The following is a 19,386-nucleotide window of genomic DNA, read 5'->3' on the forward strand; positions in this document are numbered from 1 at the left end:
CTGATCGATGCTCTAGGTGAGGTCGGGCAGCGTTCCGGTGCAGAACGCCGGGTCGCCGAACGTCGTGTCGTCGGTGCCCATCGCGTTCGCGATCGTGAGCAGCAGATCGTTGTGCTGGCGCGCGGCGCCGCCGCTCGCCAGGTAGTCGACGAAGCGGCCGGTGCGGAAGACCCCGCCCGCGCTGCCGGCGAGCAAGAACGGCATGTTCGTGAGCGCGTGCTGCGTCGACTCGCTGATCTCGGTGACCCACAGGACGACGGTGTTGTCGAGGAGCGTGCGATCCCCCTCGGCGTACGAGTCGAGCTTCCCGAGCATGTAGGCGAGCTGCTCCGCGAACCACGTGTGGATCTTCGAGTACTGCGCCTTGCCCGGCGTGTCCCACTGGTGCGAGATGGCATGGTGGTTCCCCTGGAGGTCGAGGAACGGGTAGAGGTGCTCGCTCTCGGCGTACGACCACTGGAGCGTGACGATCCGGGTGAGGTCGCACGCGAGCGCCGCCGCCGCGAGATCCATCTGGAGCTTGCCGATGGCGGGCATGTTCGCGTCGTCGGAGAGGTCGATGCGCGCGCCCAGCTCCGGCCGCTTGCAGCCCGCTGTCGCGGTGCCGCCGTCGCCGCCGCTCGACAGGCGCTGCTCGATCTCCCGGATCGACTGCATGTGCGCGTCGAGCTTGACGCGGTCCTCGGCGCCGATGCGGGGCCGCACCTCGGCGATGTCCTCGCGGACGAGATCGAACACCGTCCGTCGCTGGGCGCGCAGCCGATCCAGCGCGTCGGAGGTGCCCTGGCCCTGGCCCGGCACCGCGGCCCCGAAGAGCTGCTCGAAGGTGTCGTAAGGGTCCTCGCGCGGGGGGATCGGCTGGTCGGGCCCGCTGTAGCAGAGCCGGCCGCGCACCTCCGCGTCGCGGACCTGGACGCCGAGCTGCAGCGAGCGAAACAGCGTCGAGGGGTTCAGCTTGTTCGCGATGTGCTGGTCGAGCGAGATCCCCGACGACCAGCCGGCGTTGCTGGAGTTGAAGCTCTTGAAATTGCCCCGGAGCAGCGCCCGCCCCGTGAGCAGGCCGCCGATCCCCCGCGCGTGCTCGGAGCCGATGTTGGAGTTGACCACCACGTTCATGTTGATCCCGCGCAGCGGGATCAGCTTCGCCTTGAACGGCTCGAGCGGCTGCAGCAGCGGGCTCAGCGTGAAGTCGGTCTCCGTGCCCCGGGGCATCCACTGCGACTCGAGCGTGCCGTTGGGCGTGTAGAACACCACGAAGCGCTTGGGCGCGGTGCTCTCGTCCCCGCGCGCCCAGTCGGCGTTGAGCAGAGGGATCGCCGCCGTCGCCGCCAGCGAGCCCTGGAGCAGCCGTCGTCGAGAAATCATTCGCGGTCTCATGTCACTCCTCCTCTGCTGCGATCGCGCTGCGGTACATGAACGCCTCGGTCTGCGTCGTGGCCACGATGAGCTCCACGAGATCGCCCTGGGTGCCGCTGAAGTCCTCGCGCAGCGCGCCGAGCGAGCACTCGTCGCCGTCGGTCTCGAAGCGGCCCGCCGTGTAGCGGAACCACTGCGTCGCGAGGCAGTCGCGGACCTGCTCGCTGCCGGCGAGCTTCTCCGCCAGCTGGCGGACGCCGACGAACGGGCCGTCCATGTCGTCGGAAAGGAACATCTCGCCGGAGGTGTCGATGACCTGCCCGCCCTCCTCGGTGCGGTACGCGCCGATGGCGTCGTAGTTCTCGAACGCGAAGCCGATGGGATCCATCAGCTGATGGCAGCCCGCGCACTGGCTATCGGAGGAGTGCTGCTGGAAGCGCTCGCGCGCGGTGACGCCCCGCTCGCCCTTGGGCGGCGTGAGGTCGACGTCGGGGGGCGGCGGCGGCGGCTCCTGGCACATGAACTTCTGCCGGATGGCCTTGCCCCGCAGGACCGGGGAGGTCTGATCGGGGTGCGCATGGACGGCCAGGAAGGCGGGCTGCGTGAGCACCCCGGCGCGCTGCTCGGGCGGGAGCTCCACGAGCTGCGGTGTGGTCGACCCGGGCGGGACCGTCACCCCGTAGAGACGGGCGACGGGCTCGGTGGCAAAGCCGACAGGCAGCGTCAGCAGGCTGGACAGCTTTCGGTCCCCCGACCAGAGGACGTGCTCGATGAACGCAGGGGTCTCCGCGCTGATCCCGGCGACGAGCTCATCGTCGTACCCGGGGAACGAGCCCTCCTCCTTTACAATGCTCTCGAGCTTCCCGAGGTTGAGCCATTGCTTGTAAAATTCCACGATAGCAAGGCGTGCCTTCGGGCTCTCCAGCATCTCGCGGGCTCGCTCGGCGAGCTGCTCGCGGGTCTCGAGCAGGCCGCCCTCGGCGGCCGCGAGCAGGTCGTCGTCAGGGCCCGAGGCCCAGACGAGGTACGAGAGGCGCGACGCCATCTCGTACGGATCGAGGCGCACCCTCGGCGCGGAGCCATCGAGATCGTGCCGCAGCTCCAGGCGGAAGAGGAACTTCGGCGACTGCAGCGCGGCCCGGATCACCACCTCGACGCCCTCGCGCAGCGACCCGCCCGTGCGCCCCGCCTCATAGGCGCGCATCAGCCGATCGACGTCCGTCGGCGCGAGCGGACGGCGGTAGGCGCGACGGCCGAAGTCCTCGACGAACCGCCGCGCGCACGCCGCCTCCTCCTCGACTCGCCCCTCGACGGCCGCCGGGTCGCACGGCAGCAGCCCGGAGAGGTCGCGCGTCACGGCCTCGGCCGCGAGCTCCTCGGCGGCCAGGAGGTATTTCTCGGCGTGCAACGGGGACACCGTGAGAACGGACGCATTGTTGTTGAAGCCGCCCGCGATCTCATCGACCGGAAACTGATCGGCGGGGGTGAGCGATGTTCCGAGCAGATCTCGAACCGTGTTGTTGTATTCGAACCGCGTCAAACGCCGCTGCGGCGCGAAGATTCGCTCGGTCCCCTCGCACGCCGCGTGGGGCTCTCCTGGTCCGGACCCAGAGCTGTCCTCCCCCGGCCCCGAGCCTGCTCCTCCTATTTGCCCGGGGTCGCACCCGGCCGCGAGTGTCAGCGCGAGTGTCAGCCGGAACGTCAGCCGGAACGTCACAATAGACACGTGACCAGCTCGCCAGCGACGATACTTCAAGTCAGCCATACCGTGACCTCCTACCGTCGGTCACTACGTACGGGGAAGCCTCGCACAGGTCAAGCACCGCCTCCATCAATGCGCACGTCGCGACTACCGTGGAATGGCCGTTCGGCGTCCGTGATGGAATCATCTCATCAGGAAGTCCACTCCCCACGACGTGGAGTCCATTGCCGTCATACGATGGCGGATGGGCTGTTCTCCGGCGCATCGCGCCAGAGCGGCGTACAAAGGCGAGCGCCGCGTCATGCCGCCGCTCTCGGCCGAGCGCGCCGACAGCCCGTCGCGCCAGGACGGCGGACCCAGCCGCGAGGCGACGTGTCGATCGAGCGAACTCGATATCGCGGGTTGTGAGCGTTCACATCACCCATCGTCGCCTCGGACGGCGGCGCGCAGGGCAGGGCGAGGGAGGCGCGCTGTCTCAGAATCGTTGTTTGCAGGGGCGCTCGCCGCGCCAGCTCCAGGCCCGGCGCCGCGAGCACCGACGGTCTCACCGCCGCTCGCCCGGACAGGTCACCAGCCGTCCGCCACGCGGATCGCGATCTTTCCAACGGTGCGGCCCGACTCGATGTCGCGGTGGGCCTGCCCGAGCTCGCGCACCGGGTAGGTCGCGGCGACGACGGGCCTGACATGGCCTTGCGCCGCCAGCGCCGCGACGGCGGCCAGCGCGCGGCCCTGCGCGTGCGGGTCGAGCCGCCACATCGAGGCGGCGCCCATCACATGATAGATGAGCGACGCCGCCTTCATGAACAGCCGATCCGCGACAGGCACCGGCGTCGGCACGATGCTCACGACGGTGCCCATCGGCGCCACCGCGTCGAGCGCCTGCTCCAGCGCGCGGCCGCCGGCATTGTCGAAGGCCACCGCGACGCCCGCGCCCCCGGTCAGGCTCCGGCAAGCCTGCCCCACGTCCTCCGTGGCATGATCGAGCACGGGCGCGGCGCCGAGCTCGCGGCACAGCGCGGTCGACTCGGGCCGGCTGGCGGTCGCCACCACGCGCAGCCCGAGGTGCCGCGCGAGCTGCACCTGGAGGTGCCCGACACCGCCGGCGCCCGCGGTGATCAGCACCGTGGCGCTGGCCGCGGGCTGCGCGCGCGCGAGGCACTCCCAGGCCGTGACGCCGGCCAGCGACAGGCAGGCAGCCTGTTCGTGGGACAGGGCCGCCGGCTTGCGCGCGATGGTCCGGCTGTCGACCACGACCTGCTCCGCGTTCGCCCCCTGTCCGAACAGGCTGGGCGAGCCGAACACTTCGTCGCCGACCGCGAGATCCCCGACGTCGGGGCCCACGGCGTCGACGACGCCGGAGAAATCATAGCCGAGCACCAGGGGAAACTGCCGCTCGATGCGGCGCGGCCCGGGCGCGACCGAGCGCGCCCGGATGTCCGCCGGATTGACCGACGACGCGATCACCCGGACCCTCACCTGGTGCGGCCCGGGCTCGGGCTCGGGCAGGTCCAGGGGTACGAGCTGCGAGGCGTCGCCGTACTGATGAATTCCGATGGCTTTCATGCGTTGCTGTCCTCACGTTCAATCGCGCGGTGAAACCACGGCTGAGCCTGCTCGGCGACCTGGCTCGAGAGCAGGCCGAGGAGCTCGACGCGATCGCGCGTGAAGGCGGCGCTGGCCAGCGCGTTCTCCAGGTAGACGATCCCGATGACGCGCCCCTGATGATGGATGGGCGAGGCGAGCAGCGACCTCGGCTGAGCTGCCCTCACATACAGGTCGTCGGCGAACGACGGATGGCTCGGGGCGTCGTCGATGACGACGCTCTCCTCGGTCCGCGCGACATACTGGATCACGCTGACGGCCAGATCGGAGCGAGAGCCGAGCGGCGCCGAGGCGACGCGCTCGAAGCGATCGCCCGCGACGTCGCCGGCGGCCTCGATGGTGAGGCCACCCAAGATCGAAGCGGTTGCCGATGGCCGACGCAAGCCTGAGCGCCTGCTGCGTGGGCGCGGGCAGGCGGCGGATGTTGCTCGCCATCAGGTCGACGACGTTATCGGTGTACTCGAGGGCGTTGATCGCCGCGAGGTCCCACGACCAGCGGCCGGCCTGATCGAAGGACAGCGCGCCGCTGTCATGGATCGATTTGAGGAAGCGCTTGATGAAGAACGGGTTTCCGCCGGTCTTCTTCAGCACGAGCGCCGCGAGCTGCCCGCCGTCGGAGCGGCCGAGGCTGTCGCCGATGAGCTCCGTGACGTGCGAGAGGTCGAGCGCGGTGAGCTCGATGGGCTCGATCTCGACGCCGCTCTTCCGGAGCTCCTCCACGGCGCGGATGAAGGGGTGCGCGGAGCTCACCTCGTTGTCGCGGTAGGCGCCGCAGAAGAAGAAGGCGCCGAGCCCGTCTCCCTCGAGCAGCGCGTTGACGAGGCTCAGGCTGGCGGCGTCGATCCACTGGAGGTCGTCGAGGAAGAGGACGACGGGGCGCCCTTGCCCCGTGAAGACCGAGACGAAGCGCTGGAACGTGAGGTTCAGGCGGTTCTGCGCCTCGACGGGGCCGAGCGAGGGCACCGGGGGCTGCTCGCCGATGAGGTACTCGAGCGCGGGGAGCACCTCGCAGATGACCTGCGCGTTCGGGCCCAGGCCCTGCATCATCGCCGCTCGCCAGCGCGCGACGCGCTCCTCGCTCTCGGACAGGACCTGCGGGAGCAGCCCGTCGAACGCCTGGAGCACCGGGCCGAGGGGCCGATCCCGGTTGAGCTGGTCGTACTTGCCGCTGACGTAATAGCCCTTCTCGCGCGCGAGGGGCTTCAAGATCTCCTGCACCAGGGACGACTTGCCGATGCCCGAGTAGCCCGAGACGAGGACGACCTTGCGCGCGCCGCCCAGGACTCCGGAGAAGGCCTCGGTCAGGCGCCGGATGCTCTCCTCGCGCCCATAGAGCTTCTGGTGGATCTGGAGCAGGTACGCGGCGTCGCGCTGGCCGAGGTCGAAGCGCTCGAGGCGGCCCTGCGCGAGGCGCCGACGGCACTCGTGGAGGTCGGCGAGGAGGCCGCCCGCGGACTGATACCGGTCCTCCGCGTTCTTGGAGAGCAGCTTCATCACCACGTCGCCGAGCGGGGCGGGCACATCGGCGCTCCGCTGCGTGGGGTGCTCGGGGACGAGGGCGATGTGGGCGTGGATGAGCTCGAGCGGATCGCTCGCCTCGAAGGGCAATGTCCCGGTGAGGTCGCCGTCGTGCTCCTCCACGCCGTGGACCTTGACGACGCGCTCGGAGTCGATGCGCGCGATGTGCTTGTACTCGTGCTTGAGCCGGGCGCGGTCCACGACGCGCGCGGCGCCCGCGGCGAGCACCTTGAGCACCACGGGGGCGCCGTCGCTCTCGCGGACGGCGCGGTAATGGGCGGAGTCGCCGCTCGGGTCGAAGTGGATGACGGAGTGGTAGCTAGGGTGGGTGAGCATCGCCGATATCGCGGAAGCGCCGCGCCGCGCCGGCCGGCGGGCTCGTGAGCGGGACAAAGCTCCCGCGTCGATGGTGCTGGCCGACGGCAGCGGGGAACAACAGCCTTGCAACGGTGAGAGCTGCGGCAGCACGCGGAGCGGAAGGCACGAGGAGGAGAGCGTGCGTTGGCGTGTACCGGAGCCAGTCACCCCCCACCCTCGGAGATCCAGGGTTGTGGAGGATTACCATGGACGGATCCGGCCGGGCAAGGGGGTTGCGACCGACACAGGTCGTCGAGATCCTTCATGCGAACCTGCCCGGATCGCGATCTCGCGCGCGACCGGATCCGTGCCGGTGGACGAGTCGCCCGCTCCGCCTTTTCCAGACGTGCGTGCCCACGCTGCGTGGAGACAACACACCATGCGACCTGCTCTGGGAGGACCCGGGCGACGCGCAACGCTGGTTGTCGGGCCGGAGGCGGCGCGGCGGACGCGAAGCGCGCCGGCCACGTGAACGCGGCGCCCCGCCCTCAGCGCGCCGGCGCCGCGCCCGTGCCGGCCAGGTCCGGCCAGACCGGCCGAAGCGGAATGACCCGCGGATCGAGCGGAGCAGGCAGCGACACGGGTGCTGCTGCGTGCAGGCAGAACTCTCCAGGTCCAAGCACCATCTGCCGCATCCACAGCGCAGCTCCGGCTTGCTCCACCACCTGTGTGAGCCGCGCGAAGAGCTCACCGTACGACATCCCCTCGGGCTTACCGAACCAGTGGGCGACCCCCGGCGAGCGCAGCGCCGCGCCGCTCCGCAGGCGATACACCCCCGCGACGCCGCCGCTGGCGACCGCGGCAGCGGCGTCGTGGGGGGCCGCGCGGCTGGCGGAGACCGCGGCGTCGTTCATCGCGCCGAGCGCGCCGAAATCCTCCACCAGGTACCAGTCCTCATACGCGTCGCCGCCGCCTGCCGCCCAGGGCGCGCCAGAGAGCCCGGCGCTGGAGGACCCGAGAAAGCCCGGCGAAGGTGCGGCAGCGAGCGCGGCGTGGAACGCCCGCTGTCGGCGCTCGTATTCCTTCGCATCGGTCTCTGGTCGTCTCCAGTGCCAGAACGTATAAGCCAGCATGCTCTCACTCTCCCTCTCTCTCGACCCGGCTCACTCGATGGGGAGCTGATCGGCGATCCATGCCTCCCAGTCCGACGGCGCCCGCGTGGCCTCGAGGTACCGGCGCAGCTGGTGGGCGTCATCGAAGGCCGACATGCCCCACAGCCGGAAGGCGTCGACGTAGCCCATGTCGTCATCATAGGAGTCGGCGAAGTCGGCGAGCGCGAGGCCGAGCTGCCAGGGCGCCTTCACGTCACCGGCGCAGAGCAGCCGGGCGAGCGTGAGGAGACCCTGGCGAGGATCGACCGGGCCAGCATCGCCGCTCTCGAGCGCGCTTGCACAGGCTCGCCAGCCCCCCGGCACGGCGGGCGGCGCCCATCCGCCGCTCCCCCGGAGCGCGGCGACCTGGCGCGACCAGAACCAGAGCTCGCGGGTGTCGTAGCGGGCCGCCTCCTCGGGCGTGTCGTGGTGTTCCCATGGCCAGCGCACGCCTCTCTGCTGGCCGAGCCATGTGGTGAAGGCGACGTCGGACGCGATCAGGCCCTGCGCCAGGAGCGCGGAGCGACGCTGGGCCGCCGCTGCCGGGTCGTCGTCGTCGTCTCCGTCGTCGTCGTCTCCTTGCTTCGCGGGATACAGGACCTCGTGAACGGCATCTGCCCAGCTGACCGGAGCGGGAGGGTGGCGTCGCAGGTAGGCGATGCGGGTCTCGGGATCCCGGGCGAGCTGTTCGAGAAAGACGCCCCAGAGCCCCATCCAGTCCTCGCCAGCGCCCATGCGCCAGCCGATCGTGTGGCGCTCGTAGTCGGGGAAGCGCTCCCAGGGAGGGGCGAGGTCCCCGCGCAGGTCGAGGTGCTCGCGGAGGCGGGAACGACAGCTCTCTTTCCAGTCCATGACGGCGGCGCACAGTACACGACGCTCGTGGTCGTGGAAAGCGCCGGGGCGCCGCAGGTCGCCCGGCCAGCCCCACCGGCGGGCTGCGCGCGTCGGCGCCGCGGCCGGGGACCGATCAGGGCGTCATCCAGTTACGTGAGACGCACAGCATGGTCAGCAGCTTGAGCGTGTCTCCGTAGTAGTCCTCGGTGGGAGCGGTGGAGACGATCTTGCTCCACAGGCTGTCCAGCCACGCCTGACCGCCGGAGTCCGTGGTGGCGGCGACCGCGAACGGCGCCATGAAGACCATGTCGTTGTACGGCTCGATCGCGCGTCCGTCGAGGTAGTAGCCGGCGCGGATGTTGCTCGGATTGCCGCCGGTCTTGCCGCGGATCCAGCGGCTGATCCTGCTGGCCGCGCTGCGCGAGCGCGCGTCGCCGCTGATGGCCGCGTCGATGCCGAGGCGCCACGGCACGCGGCTCGCGTTCCACGAATAGCGGCCGTCGTGCGGAGCCTCGAGGAACTCGGCGAACGCGGGGCGGGGCGTCGTGTTCGTGTCGATGATGAAGTCGGGCAGCAGGCCGGTCGAGCTGGCGTACCTGTTCTGCATGGTCTCGATCAGCGTCTGATGCGCGCTCAGGACCTGCGACCAGTCGGCGCCCGCGCGGCCGATGAAGCTGCGGAAGTGGCCGAGCATCCAGTCGGAGCTGCGCGTGGCGTAGTAATAGGTGGGGTCGTCCGACGACATGGCCCAGTCGCCGAGGTTGACCAGGTGCGTGGTCGGGTTGACGTTGCTCGCGGCGATCGCGTCGAGCACGCGGCTGGCCTCGGACGCATAGTCGATCGCGCCGCCGGAGCCCCACTGCGCGTCGGCGAGCAGCAGCGCGTAGGCGATGTCGAGATCGCCGTCCGTGGCCGAGTCGTGGTCGAGGATGTCCTTGCAGCTCTGGTCCTGCGCCCAGGCCATCAGGTCGGGGTTGTTCTGGCTGGGATGACGGCGGTTGTAGCGGTGCAAGCCGTCGAAGATCGTCCGCGCCTGCGCGTCCTGCCCGGCCATCATCACGGCGATCAGCATGCCGTAGCCCTGGCCCTCGGACACGACGTAGGCGCCGTCGCCCGTGCTGGCCTGGATGCGGTGCTCGTCGGACTGGCAGCCGGTCTTCACATAGCGGCTCTTCCACTGCCAGTAGAAATCCGACGTCGCGCTGTCGGCCGCGGCAGCGCCGGCCGAGACGCGCAAGGTCGACGCGTCATAGGCCTGGTGATGGCTGCCGAACGGGTGGCTCTGGGCCTGCGCGGTGCCGGCGGCGCCGAGCAGCGCCAGCGTCAGCCCTTGCAGCGCACGCTTCAACGTTCCGGTTCGTCGCGACGATGACGCCAGCGAGGAAAAGCTCGACATGGGAATATCCTCCGTTCGTTGTGTTCCGGTGGAGAGGTGGAGAGCGATGGAATGGCCCGCGCCGGGCCGCTTCGCTTCACCAGCAATCTTCCATCCGAGCCGAACAGCCGAATTCGCCTCGGCCGTGGTGGGCATCGGATGGCGCCAGTGTCACTATCCATCGCTGAAACCCGGCAGGACCTTGGTGTGCCTGACAAGGCTGAATGTCGCCGCGGTCCCTCCCCCTTCAGGAAAATCGCCCTGCCTCCGAGCTCGCGCCCGGTGCCCCACGCCGCTCCGCCGCGCTGGCAGCGGTGATGCGGGCAGAGGGGCCAGCCAGCCCCGCCTGCGAGAGACGCGCGCGGCGCCCTGATGAGCTCGCTTTGCAGCCCCGCTTCCCTGGCCGTGGATCCCGGGCCTGCGCGTCGTCAGGCTGTCAAGGACGTTCAGGCTCTCTCCAGGCCAGACTGCCTTTTCCGCTCAGGCCACCTTTCCAGATCGAGCTTTCTTTCCAGCCCGAGCTGCTGAACCTGGCGAGCGGGGCTCTTTGGCTCAGTCGGCGTCTGTCCCTCATGCAGGCTTGCGGATCCATCTCGATTGCTTGGCCGGGGAGACCTCGGGAGAGAGACCTCGGGAGAGGAGGAGGCTTCGCCGTGAATCCGCCAGCAAGATCCAGGCACCGGCCGGCCTGCTGGAACGATTGCGCCACGCAACGTCGCAATCTGTCACAAGCGTGGGCCCATGCTTCGGCGGCCCGTGGGAGCAGACGCGCGCCATTCTCGGCGCAGCGCCGGTCCGAGCGCCAGCGGGGGCGGCGCGGAGCGACGTGGCATGGTCGGTGCTTGAGAGATCGGGTGACACTGGATAGCGAGCTCGCGGCGCATGGCTGCGAAGCGGGCTACGCGTGAGGCCGCCATCAGACATCCTGGCGAGCCGTGAGGGAGAAAACGAACATGCAAAAGTGTTTCTGGGCTTCTTTGGCCACCGTGATCATGGTCGGGACCGTCGGCTGCGACGACGCTTCGGATACAGTCAACGACGTGCTTCCCGGTGAGGAGTCGCGCGAAGCGCGCATCGAGCAGATCTCCGAGGCGGCGTGCGATCGCTACGCCGACACCGAGGCGGGCTGCCCCGGCTACGGGACCACCGACGACCAGGACTACGAGACGGAAGAGGACTGCGAGCGCGATTTCGCGGACCGCGCGGCCGAGCTCTGGCCCGCGAGCGACTGCGGCTCGGGACAGATCAATGACAGCCGTTACGACGTGTGCGAAGAGCGCGCGAAGGCGGCCGCCTGCTCGCAGGGCTTCTTCGACGCGATCGCCGCGCTGGACGAGTGCAGCGCCGAGAACGTGTGCTCTGATCCCGCCGACAAGTGACCCGTCCCGCGCGGTGCGGCGTGGGGTCGAGCGACGACCGCCGCGAGGCAGGGCGGCCGTCGCCGCACGTCACAGCGACTTCAGGGCGTCCGCGACCTCCTGCGGCTTCGTCAGGAAGGGGGCGTGGCCCGCGTCGATCGAGATCACCTTCTCGCAAGGGAGGGCCGTGTACTGCGACTTCTGCTCGGCGGGGCTGATGGCGAGATCCTCGAGCGCCTCGATGTAGACCCGGCGCACGCTCCCCCAACGCTCCTCCGTGACATGGATGGGCTCACCGAACGGCTTCGCGGGCTCCTCGCGCAGGTGGCTCTCGAGCCGCTCGATGTCCTCGGGCGAGCAATCCTGGCAGAACGCGCCCTCGGCCCACCCCTCCTTGAACGTCAAGGCGCTCATGTCCTCCGACACGGACGCGTACGTCTTGATCTCCGCGCCCTCGTCATCGGCCCACTCCTCGTTCAGCGACTTACCGTCCTTGAGCAGGAACGCGGTCAGGTAGACCAGCGTCTTCACCTTCTCGGGCCGCTGCTCGGCGGCCTGGCTCACCACGATGCCGCCCATGCTGTGGCCGACGAGGATCACCGGCCGCGACGCGCCGTCGATCGCCTCCACCACCGCGTCCGCGTACGCCTGCAAGCTGGCGTCGGCGAGGGGCGTCTGGTCATCGCCGTGCGCCGGGAGGTCCAGCGCGATCACCTCGCTCCCGTCCGCCTCGAGCAGCGGCACCACCTTGTCCCAGGCCCAGCCGCCCACGAAGGCGCCGTGGACCAGGACATACGTGTTCTTGCCGTCCGGCCCCGCCCCGGCGCCCCCTGTTCCCTCGTTCGCGTCCGAGCCGCCGCAGGCGAGCAGCGCCGACGACATGAGCGCCGTCGCCGTGATCATGGTGCCAAACCGCAGGACCGTATGAAGCAGACCGTTCATGGATGTCTCCTGTTGCCGCCGCGCTCCTCGAGCGTGGCGCCGTCCGTGCTCCGACCTTCGGCTGGGCGGAGCGCGCCCCGGCCGTCGTCGTGCGCGGCCCAGGCGGTACGGCGCCGCACCATGGCCACTTCCACGGACGACGCCTCCTGCTCCCTGAATGTTGCGAGGGGCGGGGTCCTTCACGAAATCATCGCGGGAGGAGCTCCGGCGGGAGGAGCGCGAGATGGCGGCGTCCGCGCTGCCAGGCCGGAGCCGGCGCCCGTGGATGGGCGCGCGCCGCAGGTGCGCGGGGCAGGCGCGCGACGCTGCGCCCCTGGCGTCACCAGGTCTCCCACTGCTGGTTGCTGCCGCTGCTGCAGGCGTACTGCTTCACGAGAGCCCCGTCGGCGGTCGAGCTGCTGACGACGTCCAGGCACTTGCCGCTGTGCCGCGCGACCAGGCGGTAATACCCGGTGCCGAGGTCCTGGAGCTGCCACTGCTGGTTGTTGCCCCCGTTGCAGGCGTACTGCTTCACGGCCGCGCCGTCGGCGGTCGAGCTGCTGACGACGTCCAGGCACTTGCCGCTGTGCCGCGCGACGACGCGGTAGTAGCCGCTGCCGGCGCTCTGGAGCTGCCATTGCTGGTTGCTGCCGCCGTTGCAGCTCCACTGCTGCACGGCCGCGCCGTCGGCGCTCGAGGCGCCGTTCACATCCAGGCACTTGCCGCTGTGCCGCGCGCCCAGCGTGTAGTACGTGGCGCCCGAGCCCTGGACGACGCCGGTGGCCGCGTCGATCGTCACCTGGTCCGAGTAGCTCATGGTCATGCTGGTGTTGCTGGGGAACTGCAGCGGCAGCCAGACAACCTGCGAGTCGTTGACCGGCCCGCCCCACGCCCCGGCCCAGCGGTCGCCCATGTACAGGAACGACGTTGTCTGCGAGCCCTGGATCGGCAGCACGAAGGCGGTCTGCGAGCTGTAGGCGGTCGAGTCGCCCACGTTCTGCAGCGCGGTCCACGTGCCGCCGATGCTGGAGGCGGTGGCGTACTTCTGCTGGTTGGGGTTCCACCCGGTCGCGCCCGAGGTCAGGAGGAAGTACACGCCGTTGCGCTTGAACAGCGCCGGCGCCTCCCGCCACGAGCCGGCCCAGAGGATCTGGACCAGGCTGCTCACGTTCAGGTAATCGGACGTCAGGCGGTAGATGTGCAGATCGGCGTTCTCGCGCGCGGCCGAGATCATGTAGGCCGCGCCGTCGTCGTCCTTGAACAGCGTGATGTCGCGCGACATGTGCCCCAGCGGGCGGAAGCTGCCGCGGTAGGAGTAGCTCCCGTCCACCGTGCTGGAGGTGGCCACGGCCGCGCGGGCTTCGCCGTAGTCGGTGGCGTTCTCCTTGTGCATCCACATGACATACTGGCCGGTCGAGCTGTTGTAGATGACCTTGGGGCGCTCGATGTTGGCCGAGCCCAGCTCGCGGTGCGAGCCAGGCGTCAGCACGTGGTTGCGGAACTCCCAGCTCTTCAGATCGGTCGAGCGGTAGACATCGACGTACCTGGTCGCGCGGTTCTCGCCGAACCAGTAGTAGTAATCGCCTACCTTGATCACACCCCCGCCGTGGGCGTGGACCACATTGCCGGAGACATCCCGGAACTGCGTGCCGTTGGTGATCGTCTGCGGCGCGGCGTGGGCCGTGCCGGGGAGCCCTGGCTGCGCGAGCGCAGCCAGGCCGAGCGCGAGCGCGAAGCGGAACGATGTGATGTTGCGGGTCTTCCTTGACACTGCGAGCCTCCTTCTCTGGTTCTCCTTGAAAAATCCAGTATCCTCCCCGGATAAAGTGGTAGGGTTCAGGAAGTTCAAACACGTCATGAATGTCAAGGCGATCATGGCCGAGGCTTCATCGTACAGCCGCGCTGCACACATCGGCTGGTGAGCGGATGCGTCGGTTTCGCCTTGACATCCTCGAATCGCTTCGTCGTTTCTGCCCTTCGACGCGTCCAATCATGGCTGTCGGGTCACGCGAGATCCCGTGAAAGGACGCCTTGGCTCGAGCCATCGAGGCAGGTATACAGCACACCATGAAGCGCACAGCCGAGAAGCCGAGCAAGCCGCGCGCGAAGGCGCAGAAGGGGTCGCCCAGGGGGAGCGAGCCCCGGGAGGCCACGGGAGCGCCCGCCGCGCCCTCCGATCCGGGCGAAGCGCAGGAGAACCCGGCCGTCGTCGCGTTCCTGCGCGAGCTGGATCATCCGCTGAAGGAGGAGGTGGTGGCCCTCCGGCAGATCATCCTCGGCGTCAGCCCGGCGATCCGCGAGGAGATCAAGTGGAACGCGCCGAGCTTCAGGACAACCGAGCACTTCGCCACGTTCAACTTGCGCACAAAGGACCGTGTCCGGCTCATCCTTCACCTCGGAGCCAAGGTGAAGGACACCGCGGTGAAGGGGATCGAGATCGCGGACCCGGCTGGGCTGCTGGAGTGGCTTGCCAAGGATCGCTGCCTCGTGACGTTCAGCGACGGAGAGGACGTCCAGGCGAAGCGGGCGGCGCTGGAGTCCGTGCTGCGCGCGTGGCTCCGATGGATCTAGCCCTGCGCGGGGAGCGGGCGATCAGGGCCGAGCGTGTCTGTCCGCGACGGCGAGAGCGCCCCCTGGATGACCGAGGAGCGCCAGGCTGCGGCCCTGCCGAGGCTGCCGTGTGGCCGCCCGGGGTTGGCGCCCGTGGCGCGGTTCGGCTACGAAAGTGGGGTCGTCATGTCGAGGTACCGCAGCGACATCGAGGTGGTGCGGCTCAGAATCCAGGAGTTGGAGGAGCGGCAGCGGCGCGTGCGGGCGGAGTTGATCCTCGTCGAGGCGGGCGCGAACCTCGGTCCTCGCGCCCGCCATCCCTTCAGCCGGCTCATGTACCGCCTCGGCCGAGCGCTGGGGCGGCTACGCAGGAGCCCTCAGGGATCCTCGCACGATCTCGCGGCAGCGAGGGCCCGCCTCGTCCGGCTCGAGCAGCGGGTCGCCGAGGCCGAGGCGGCGCTCTCGCGGGCGACGCACGAGGCCGCAGGGAGGGCTCGGGCCAGCGACGCGTCCCCGTCGTCGCCTTCGGCGCCGCCGGCGCCGCACGGCACGCCACCTCGCAGCATGTCCTACGCGCTCGGCCGGTCGGTCGGGCGGATACGCCGGCGCTGACCTGGCAGTGGCACCTGAACCTGGGGCCGGCCTGGGCGCAGGAGGGCATTGCCATGCATGTCGCTCGCGAGACCTGGTGGCTCGACCCGGTCAGGCTCGAGCAGGTGAGGGACGCACCGATGTCGCTTGAGGTGATGGAGCAGGCGGTCCCGTACACGCTCCGCACGGAAGATGCCGTCCTGTTCTATGTGCAAGCGGCCAGCATGGTGGGCTGCTTCGTTCGCGGCGACGGCGCCAGGCTGCGGAGGCTCATGGATGCCATGGACACGGCGGAGGAAGCGGCGCCCGACGGCTCATCCGACGAGCTCTCGCAGCTCCTCGAGCCTGCCACCTGGCAGTCCTGCATCGACGCGCTGATGCGGGACGTATCCCCTCTGCGCTAGTCCCGCGTCGAGCAGGTTCGTCCCTGGGTGCACTGGGGATCGTGCCGAGTTGCCGTGCTCGAAAGCCCCTGCTCGTCGCGCGGCGCGGGGCCCCAGCCGGACACGTGACCCTCGCTGCTGTGGCTAGTTCCGGGATCGTTCATTCTGGAACGGTCGGTCCAGAACGCGCCGATGAAGCCAGGACAGGGTGCGGTCTGCACTGCCTCATTCTGGAACGATCAGTCCAGAACGCGCCGATGGAGCCAGGACAGGGCGCGGTCTGCACTGCCTCATTCTGGAACGGTCGGTCCAGAATGCGCCGCTGGAGCCAGGACAGGGTGCGGTCTGCACTGCCTCATTCTGGAACGATCAGTCCAGAATGCGCCGCTGGAGCCAGGACAGGGTGCGGTCTGCACTGCCTCATTCTGGAACGATCAGTCCAGAACGCGCCGCTGGAGCCAGAACCGGTGGGCTCGAGCAGGGGGCTAGCCCGGAGCCCGCGGGCGCCGTCCTTCAGCCCCCTGCCGGGCTCCACCGGCCGCCCCTGCCCGCCGACCTACGGCGCGTACTTCGCCACGACGAAGTCCATGTTGCCGAGCGGCGTGAGCAGGCCGCCGCCGTACTCCACCGACCAGGCCGAGTCGAACATCACGCCGCTGAAGAAGACGTTCCCCGCCGCGTCCACGGCGAGGCCGCGCTCCTCCTCGGCGCCGTGCAGGAGCGAGTAGGTCTGGAACACGTACCCCCGGCTCCACAGGAGCGAGCCCGCCGGATCCAGCTTGGCCAGGTAGCGGCTCATCGCGAACTCCGAGAACGAGGTCATCAGCCCGCCGCCGAGGTCCACCACACCCCGGTAGTGCCCGAGCAGCGCGATGTTGCCGGCCGCGTCGAGCGCGACCGCGCTGGCGTCTTGCGCCGACGCGTTGCCGAGCGCCTCGCTCCAGAGGACGCCGCCGCTGCCCGCGTCGAGCTTCGCGACGAGCGCGTCCGTGCTCCCCGCGCTCGTCAGCGTCACGCCCCCGCCGAGGCTCACCTGCCCGCCGAACCACCCGGCCACCACCAGGCCGCCCGCCCCGTCGAGCGCCGCGCCCGTCACCTGATCGTCCTCCGGCCCGCCGATCGTCTTCCCCCAGACCGTGGCGCCGCTGCTCGACGCCAGCCGGACCACGAACCCGTCTTCCCCGCCAGCGCCGCTCACCGGCCCGCCGCCGAGGTCGACCCAGCCCTGCGTCCAGCCCGCGAGCACCACGTCGCCCGACGACGCGTCCACCGCGAGGTCCTTCGGCCACATCACGTACTCCACGCCGAACCCCCGGCTCCACAGCGGGACACCGCCGGGGTCGAGCCGCAGCACGAAGGTCTTCGTGATGTCGCTGGCCGGCAGCGGCCCCTGACCGAAATCGATCGGACCATAGTAGCGCCCGGCCACCGTGATCTCGCCCCCGGGGCCGACCGCGATCGCCTCCGGCTGCTGCGTGTCCGGGGTGCCGTACCGCTGGCTCCAGAGCGTCGTGCCGTTCGCGTCGAGCCGCAGCACGAAGACGTCCGCTTTGCCCGCGCTGACCAGCGGACCGGCCCCGAAGTCCACCGTGTTCCAGAAGGTCCCCGTGACGAACACGTCCCCCGACGCGTCCGTGGCGATGCCGACGCCCATGTCCGTGCCGTCGCCGCCGAAGCTGCGCGCCCAGAGGACGTTGCCGGCCGGGTCGAGCTTGATCACGAACGCGTCCGGCGCGCGCCCGCCCACGAGCGTCTGCGACCCGACAGGCAGAGAGCGGGAGAAGCTCCCGGTGAGCAGCAGGTTGCCCGCCGCGTCCGTGGCGAGGTCATGAACGAGCTTCGTGCCGGACTGGGCGTTCGCGTCGCCGAAGAGCTTGCTCCACAGGTGCCCCGGCACGCACCCCACCGCGCCATTGCAGTCGACGTCCGTGGTCGAGGTGCACGCCTCGGACGCAGGCCTCACCTCGCCATAGCAAGGCCCCCACGCCGTGCCGGTCAGGTTGCACGCGCGCTGGCCCTCCTGGCACACGCCGACCCCCTGCGTGACCGCGGGCCCGCCGTAGCAGGCCTCGGTCGCCCCCGGCGCGCAGATCATCTCGCAGATCAGGGCCACGTGGCTGCTCCACACGCTCGGCGCCGCGCCGCCCTCGAGATCGCTGCCCAGGTACACGCCCGTGCGCCCGCACGGGTCCGTCGACTGCGGCCTCGCGCCGGGCGACCGCGCCTCGATCTCCTTCACCAGCTCGCCCCGCGCGCGCAACGCGGAGAGCTCCGCCGCGTCGAGCTCCTCGAAGACCGCCGGGTCCCCGGCGAGGACCAGCCGCCCGTCGACCGCGGCGAGCGGCTCGGCCGCGCGGCGCTCGATCGCCTCGATCTCGGCCGCCAGCGAGGCCTCGGCGCCGTCCGCCAAGACGAGCAGGACGCGCTCGGCGTCGAGCGCCGGGTCGAGCGCCACATGGTAGGCGACCCGCGCCGCCCCGAGGTCGAGGCGGAGCCGCTCCCCCGGCGGCAAGGCGCTCACGTCGGCCTGGGTGACGCGCACGTGCCGGACCGCCGGCGCAGCCCCGGCGGGCTCGTCGCCCGCGGGGGCGCAGCCGGCTGCGCTCGAGGCGGCGATGGCGCACGCGGCAACAGGGATCCAGCACGAGAAGGCAACAGCGCGTCGTTGGTCCAAAGCGTCCAAAGCGTCCAAAGCGTCCAAAGCGTCCAAAGCGTCCAAAGCGTCCAAAGCGTCCAAAGCGTCCAAAGCGTCCAAAGCGTCCAAAGCGTCCTCCTGAGAGCGCAGGTTGCACCCCGCCGCCCGACCGATCCGCGGCGAGCGAGGGTGGCGCTCGAAACTCAACAGGTTATCCGCTCGCGCCCTCGCCTCGCGACGAATTTCGGCGGCAGACATCGAATTGAGCCGCGCCGCGCCGCGCATGCCACCGCATCGGGTGCGGTCGTATCGCACCAGGAGAGGAAGGCTCACGACGACTCGACTGCCACGCTACTCCACTCCACGCGCGCGCCCTCAGCGCGGCCGCCGCGGCGCGTCGGGGCCGAGGAGATACGCGAGCGCCAGGGCCGTGGCCTCGGCCTCGAGCTGCGCCGCGCCGATCAGCTCAGGACGCTCGACCACCGCGCGGTGTGTGAGCGCCTCGACGGCGGTCTCCACCACGAACGCCGCGACGCGCACATCGGGCACCGCGAGGCGCGCGCGGTGGGGCGCGAGGTAGCGCTCCAGCAGCGCCGCGAGCTTGCGGCTCGTCTCCATCACCTCGGCGAGCCGGCCGACGCGGGGGACCTGCTCGACAAGGATCTTGTGCAACGCCGGCGAGATCCGGTGCGCGTCGAGCCCGGCGCGCACGAAGGCGCGCACGGCCGCCTCCGGATCCGCCGGCTCCGCCGCGGACAGCGCGCCCTCGACGCACGCCACGAGCGCGGCGGCGTGCCGCTCGACGAGCGTCGCGACGAGCGCCTCCTTGCTCGGGAAGTATTGATAGAGCGACCCGACGCTGACGCCGGCGCGCGCCGCGACAGCGATCGTGGTCAACCCGTCATACCCGCGGTCGAGCAGAACGCGAATCGTCGCCTCCAGGATCGCCTCCACCGTCGCCCGCGAGCGCTTCTGGCGCGGTGCTTTCCGCGGATTTGTCTCGACAGTGCCCATCGTGGGACGCGCCTCCGGCAACGCGAATAGCGAACACGAATGAACATTCGCATACTGGCTCGACCCCACACAGGAGGCAATGACCATCATGAAGACCAC

15 protein-coding genes and 1 pseudogene are annotated in these 19,386 nt (G+C 70.1%); 4 read left to right on the forward strand and 12 right to left on the reverse strand.

The annotated features are described in order from the left end of the window. Nucleotides 1–12 precede the first annotated feature (12 nt). From WME89_RS33260 to WME89_RS33295, 8 genes and pseudogenes are all read right to left on the reverse strand, one after another. Nucleotides 13–1,365, reverse strand: a complete 1,353-nt coding sequence (locus WME89_RS33260; RefSeq protein ID WP_438003678.1) for a DUF1552 domain-containing protein — start codon at nucleotides 1,363–1,365, stop codon at nucleotides 13–15. 13 nt (nucleotides 1,366–1,378) lie between these two features. After that, nucleotides 1,379–2,896 (reverse strand): DUF1592 domain-containing protein, encoded by a 1,518-nt coding sequence (locus tag WME89_RS33265; protein WP_438003679.1) that lies wholly within the window; start codon nucleotides 2,894–2,896, stop codon nucleotides 1,379–1,381. Between the two features lie 729 nt (nucleotides 2,897–3,625). Further along, nucleotides 3,626–4,621 carry a quinone oxidoreductase family protein gene (locus tag WME89_RS33270; protein WP_438003680.1) on the reverse strand — a complete coding sequence of 332 codons (996 nt, stop codon included), beginning with the start codon at nucleotides 4,619–4,621 and terminating at the stop codon, nucleotides 3,626–3,628. Continuing rightward, a complete protein-coding gene (locus tag WME89_RS33275; protein ID WP_438003681.1) occupies nucleotides 4,618–4,911 on the reverse strand; it encodes a GAF domain-containing protein in 294 nt (97 codons plus the stop codon). Before WME89_RS33275 ends, WME89_RS33270 begins: the two co-directional genes overlap by 4 nt. A gap of 556 nt (nucleotides 4,912–5,467) precedes the next feature. After that, nucleotides 5,468–6,514: pseudogene (locus tag WME89_RS33280) on the reverse strand (ATP-binding protein); the annotation flags it as partial. A gap of 509 nt (nucleotides 6,515–7,023) precedes the next feature. After that, nucleotides 7,024–7,608, reverse strand: coding sequence for a hypothetical protein (locus WME89_RS33285; protein ID WP_438003682.1), 585 nt, complete (start codon nucleotides 7,606–7,608; stop codon nucleotides 7,024–7,026). Between the two features lie 30 nt (nucleotides 7,609–7,638). Further along, the gene (locus WME89_RS33290) at nucleotides 7,639–8,478 is read right to left on the reverse strand and encodes a hypothetical protein (protein WP_438003683.1); all 840 of its coding nucleotides are present in this window, start codon (nucleotides 8,476–8,478) and stop codon (nucleotides 7,639–7,641) included. A 115-nt stretch (nucleotides 8,479–8,593) separates the two neighbouring features. Further along, entirely contained in the window at nucleotides 8,594–9,991 is a 1,398-nt protein-coding gene (locus WME89_RS33295) for a glycosyl hydrolase family 8 (RefSeq protein WP_438003684.1), read from the reverse strand. 797 nt (nucleotides 9,992–10,788) lie between these two features. Here WME89_RS33295 and WME89_RS33300 point away from each other — a divergent pair. Further along, nucleotides 10,789–11,214 (forward strand): DUF6184 family natural product biosynthesis lipoprotein, encoded by a 426-nt coding sequence (locus tag WME89_RS33300; protein WP_438003685.1) that lies wholly within the window; start codon nucleotides 10,789–10,791, stop codon nucleotides 11,212–11,214. 69 nt (nucleotides 11,215–11,283) lie between these two features. Here WME89_RS33300 and WME89_RS33305 read toward each other — a convergent pair whose 3' ends face one another. Both WME89_RS33305 and WME89_RS33310 read right to left on the reverse strand, forming a co-directional pair. Continuing rightward, nucleotides 11,284–12,135: an alpha/beta fold hydrolase gene (locus WME89_RS33305; RefSeq protein ID WP_438003686.1), complete on the reverse strand. Its 852-nt coding sequence runs from the start codon at nucleotides 12,133–12,135 to the stop codon at nucleotides 11,284–11,286. 319 nt (nucleotides 12,136–12,454) lie between these two features. Further along, nucleotides 12,455–13,885 (reverse strand): RICIN domain-containing protein, encoded by a 1,431-nt coding sequence (locus WME89_RS33310; RefSeq protein WP_438003687.1) that lies wholly within the window; start codon nucleotides 13,883–13,885, stop codon nucleotides 12,455–12,457. 296 nt (nucleotides 13,886–14,181) lie between these two features. Here WME89_RS33310 and WME89_RS33315 point away from each other — a divergent pair, with 296 nt between their 5' ends. The 3 genes from WME89_RS33315 (at nucleotide 14,182) to WME89_RS33325 (ending at nucleotide 15,659) form a co-directional block, all read left to right on the forward strand. After that, entirely contained in the window at nucleotides 14,182–14,685 is a 504-nt protein-coding gene (locus WME89_RS33315; protein WP_438003688.1) for a DUF1801 domain-containing protein, read from the forward strand. A 165-nt stretch (nucleotides 14,686–14,850) separates the two neighbouring features. Further along, entirely contained in the window at nucleotides 14,851–15,276 is a 426-nt protein-coding gene (locus tag WME89_RS33320) for a hypothetical protein (RefSeq protein ID WP_438003689.1), read from the forward strand. Nucleotides 15,277–15,329: 53 nt separating this feature from the next. Continuing rightward, the gene (locus WME89_RS33325) at nucleotides 15,330–15,659 is read left to right on the forward strand and encodes a hypothetical protein (RefSeq protein WP_438003690.1); all 330 of its coding nucleotides are present in this window, start codon (nucleotides 15,330–15,332) and stop codon (nucleotides 15,657–15,659) included. 535 nt (nucleotides 15,660–16,194) lie between these two features. Here the strand turns inward: WME89_RS33325 and WME89_RS33330 are convergent. Together WME89_RS33330 and WME89_RS33335 are read right to left on the reverse strand one after the other, a co-directional pair. After that, nucleotides 16,195–18,312, reverse strand: coding sequence for a hypothetical protein (locus WME89_RS33330; RefSeq protein WP_438003691.1), 2,118 nt, complete (start codon nucleotides 18,310–18,312; stop codon nucleotides 16,195–16,197). Nucleotides 18,313–18,648: 336 nt separating this feature from the next. After that, entirely contained in the window at nucleotides 18,649–19,287 is a 639-nt protein-coding gene (locus WME89_RS33335) for a TetR/AcrR family transcriptional regulator (protein ID WP_438003692.1), read from the reverse strand. Nucleotides 19,288–19,386: the final 99 nt, after the last annotated feature.

The sequence above is a fragment of the Sorangium sp. So ce321 genome (genome assembly GCF_051530195.1).
GTDB lineage: Bacteria > Myxococcota_A > Polyangia > Polyangiales > Polyangiaceae > Sorangium.

Coding starts and splice junctions, on each gene's coding strand:
- WME89_RS33260 (WP_438003678.1), bottom strand. CDS start 1,365: ATGATTTCTCGACGACGGCTGCTCCAGGGCTCGCTGGCGGCGACGGCG.
- WME89_RS33270 (WP_438003680.1), bottom strand. CDS start 4,621: ATGAAAGCCATCGGAATTCATCAGTACGGCGACGCCTCGCAGCTCGTA.
- WME89_RS33285 (WP_438003682.1), bottom strand. CDS start 7,608: ATGCTGGCTTATACGTTCTGGCACTGGAGACGACCAGAGACCGATGCG.
- WME89_RS33290 (WP_438003683.1), bottom strand. CDS start 8,478: ATGGACTGGAAAGAGAGCTGTCGTTCCCGCCTCCGCGAGCACCTCGAC.
- WME89_RS33295 (WP_438003684.1), bottom strand. CDS start 9,991: ATGCCCACCACGGCCGAGGCGAATTCGGCTGTTCGGCTCGGATGGAAG.
- WME89_RS33300 (WP_438003685.1), top strand. CDS start 10,789: ATGCAAAAGTGTTTCTGGGCTTCTTTGGCCACCGTGATCATGGTCGGG.
- WME89_RS33305 (WP_438003686.1), bottom strand. CDS start 12,135: ATGAACGGTCTGCTTCATACGGTCCTGCGGTTTGGCACCATGATCACG.
- WME89_RS33315 (WP_438003688.1), top strand. CDS start 14,182: ATGAAGCGCACAGCCGAGAAGCCGAGCAAGCCGCGCGCGAAGGCGCAG.
- WME89_RS33320 (WP_438003689.1), top strand. CDS start 14,851: ATGTCGAGGTACCGCAGCGACATCGAGGTGGTGCGGCTCAGAATCCAG.
- WME89_RS33325 (WP_438003690.1), top strand. CDS start 15,330: ATGCATGTCGCTCGCGAGACCTGGTGGCTCGACCCGGTCAGGCTCGAG.
- WME89_RS33335 (WP_438003692.1), bottom strand. CDS start 19,287: ATGGGCACTGTCGAGACAAATCCGCGGAAAGCACCGCGCCAGAAGCGC.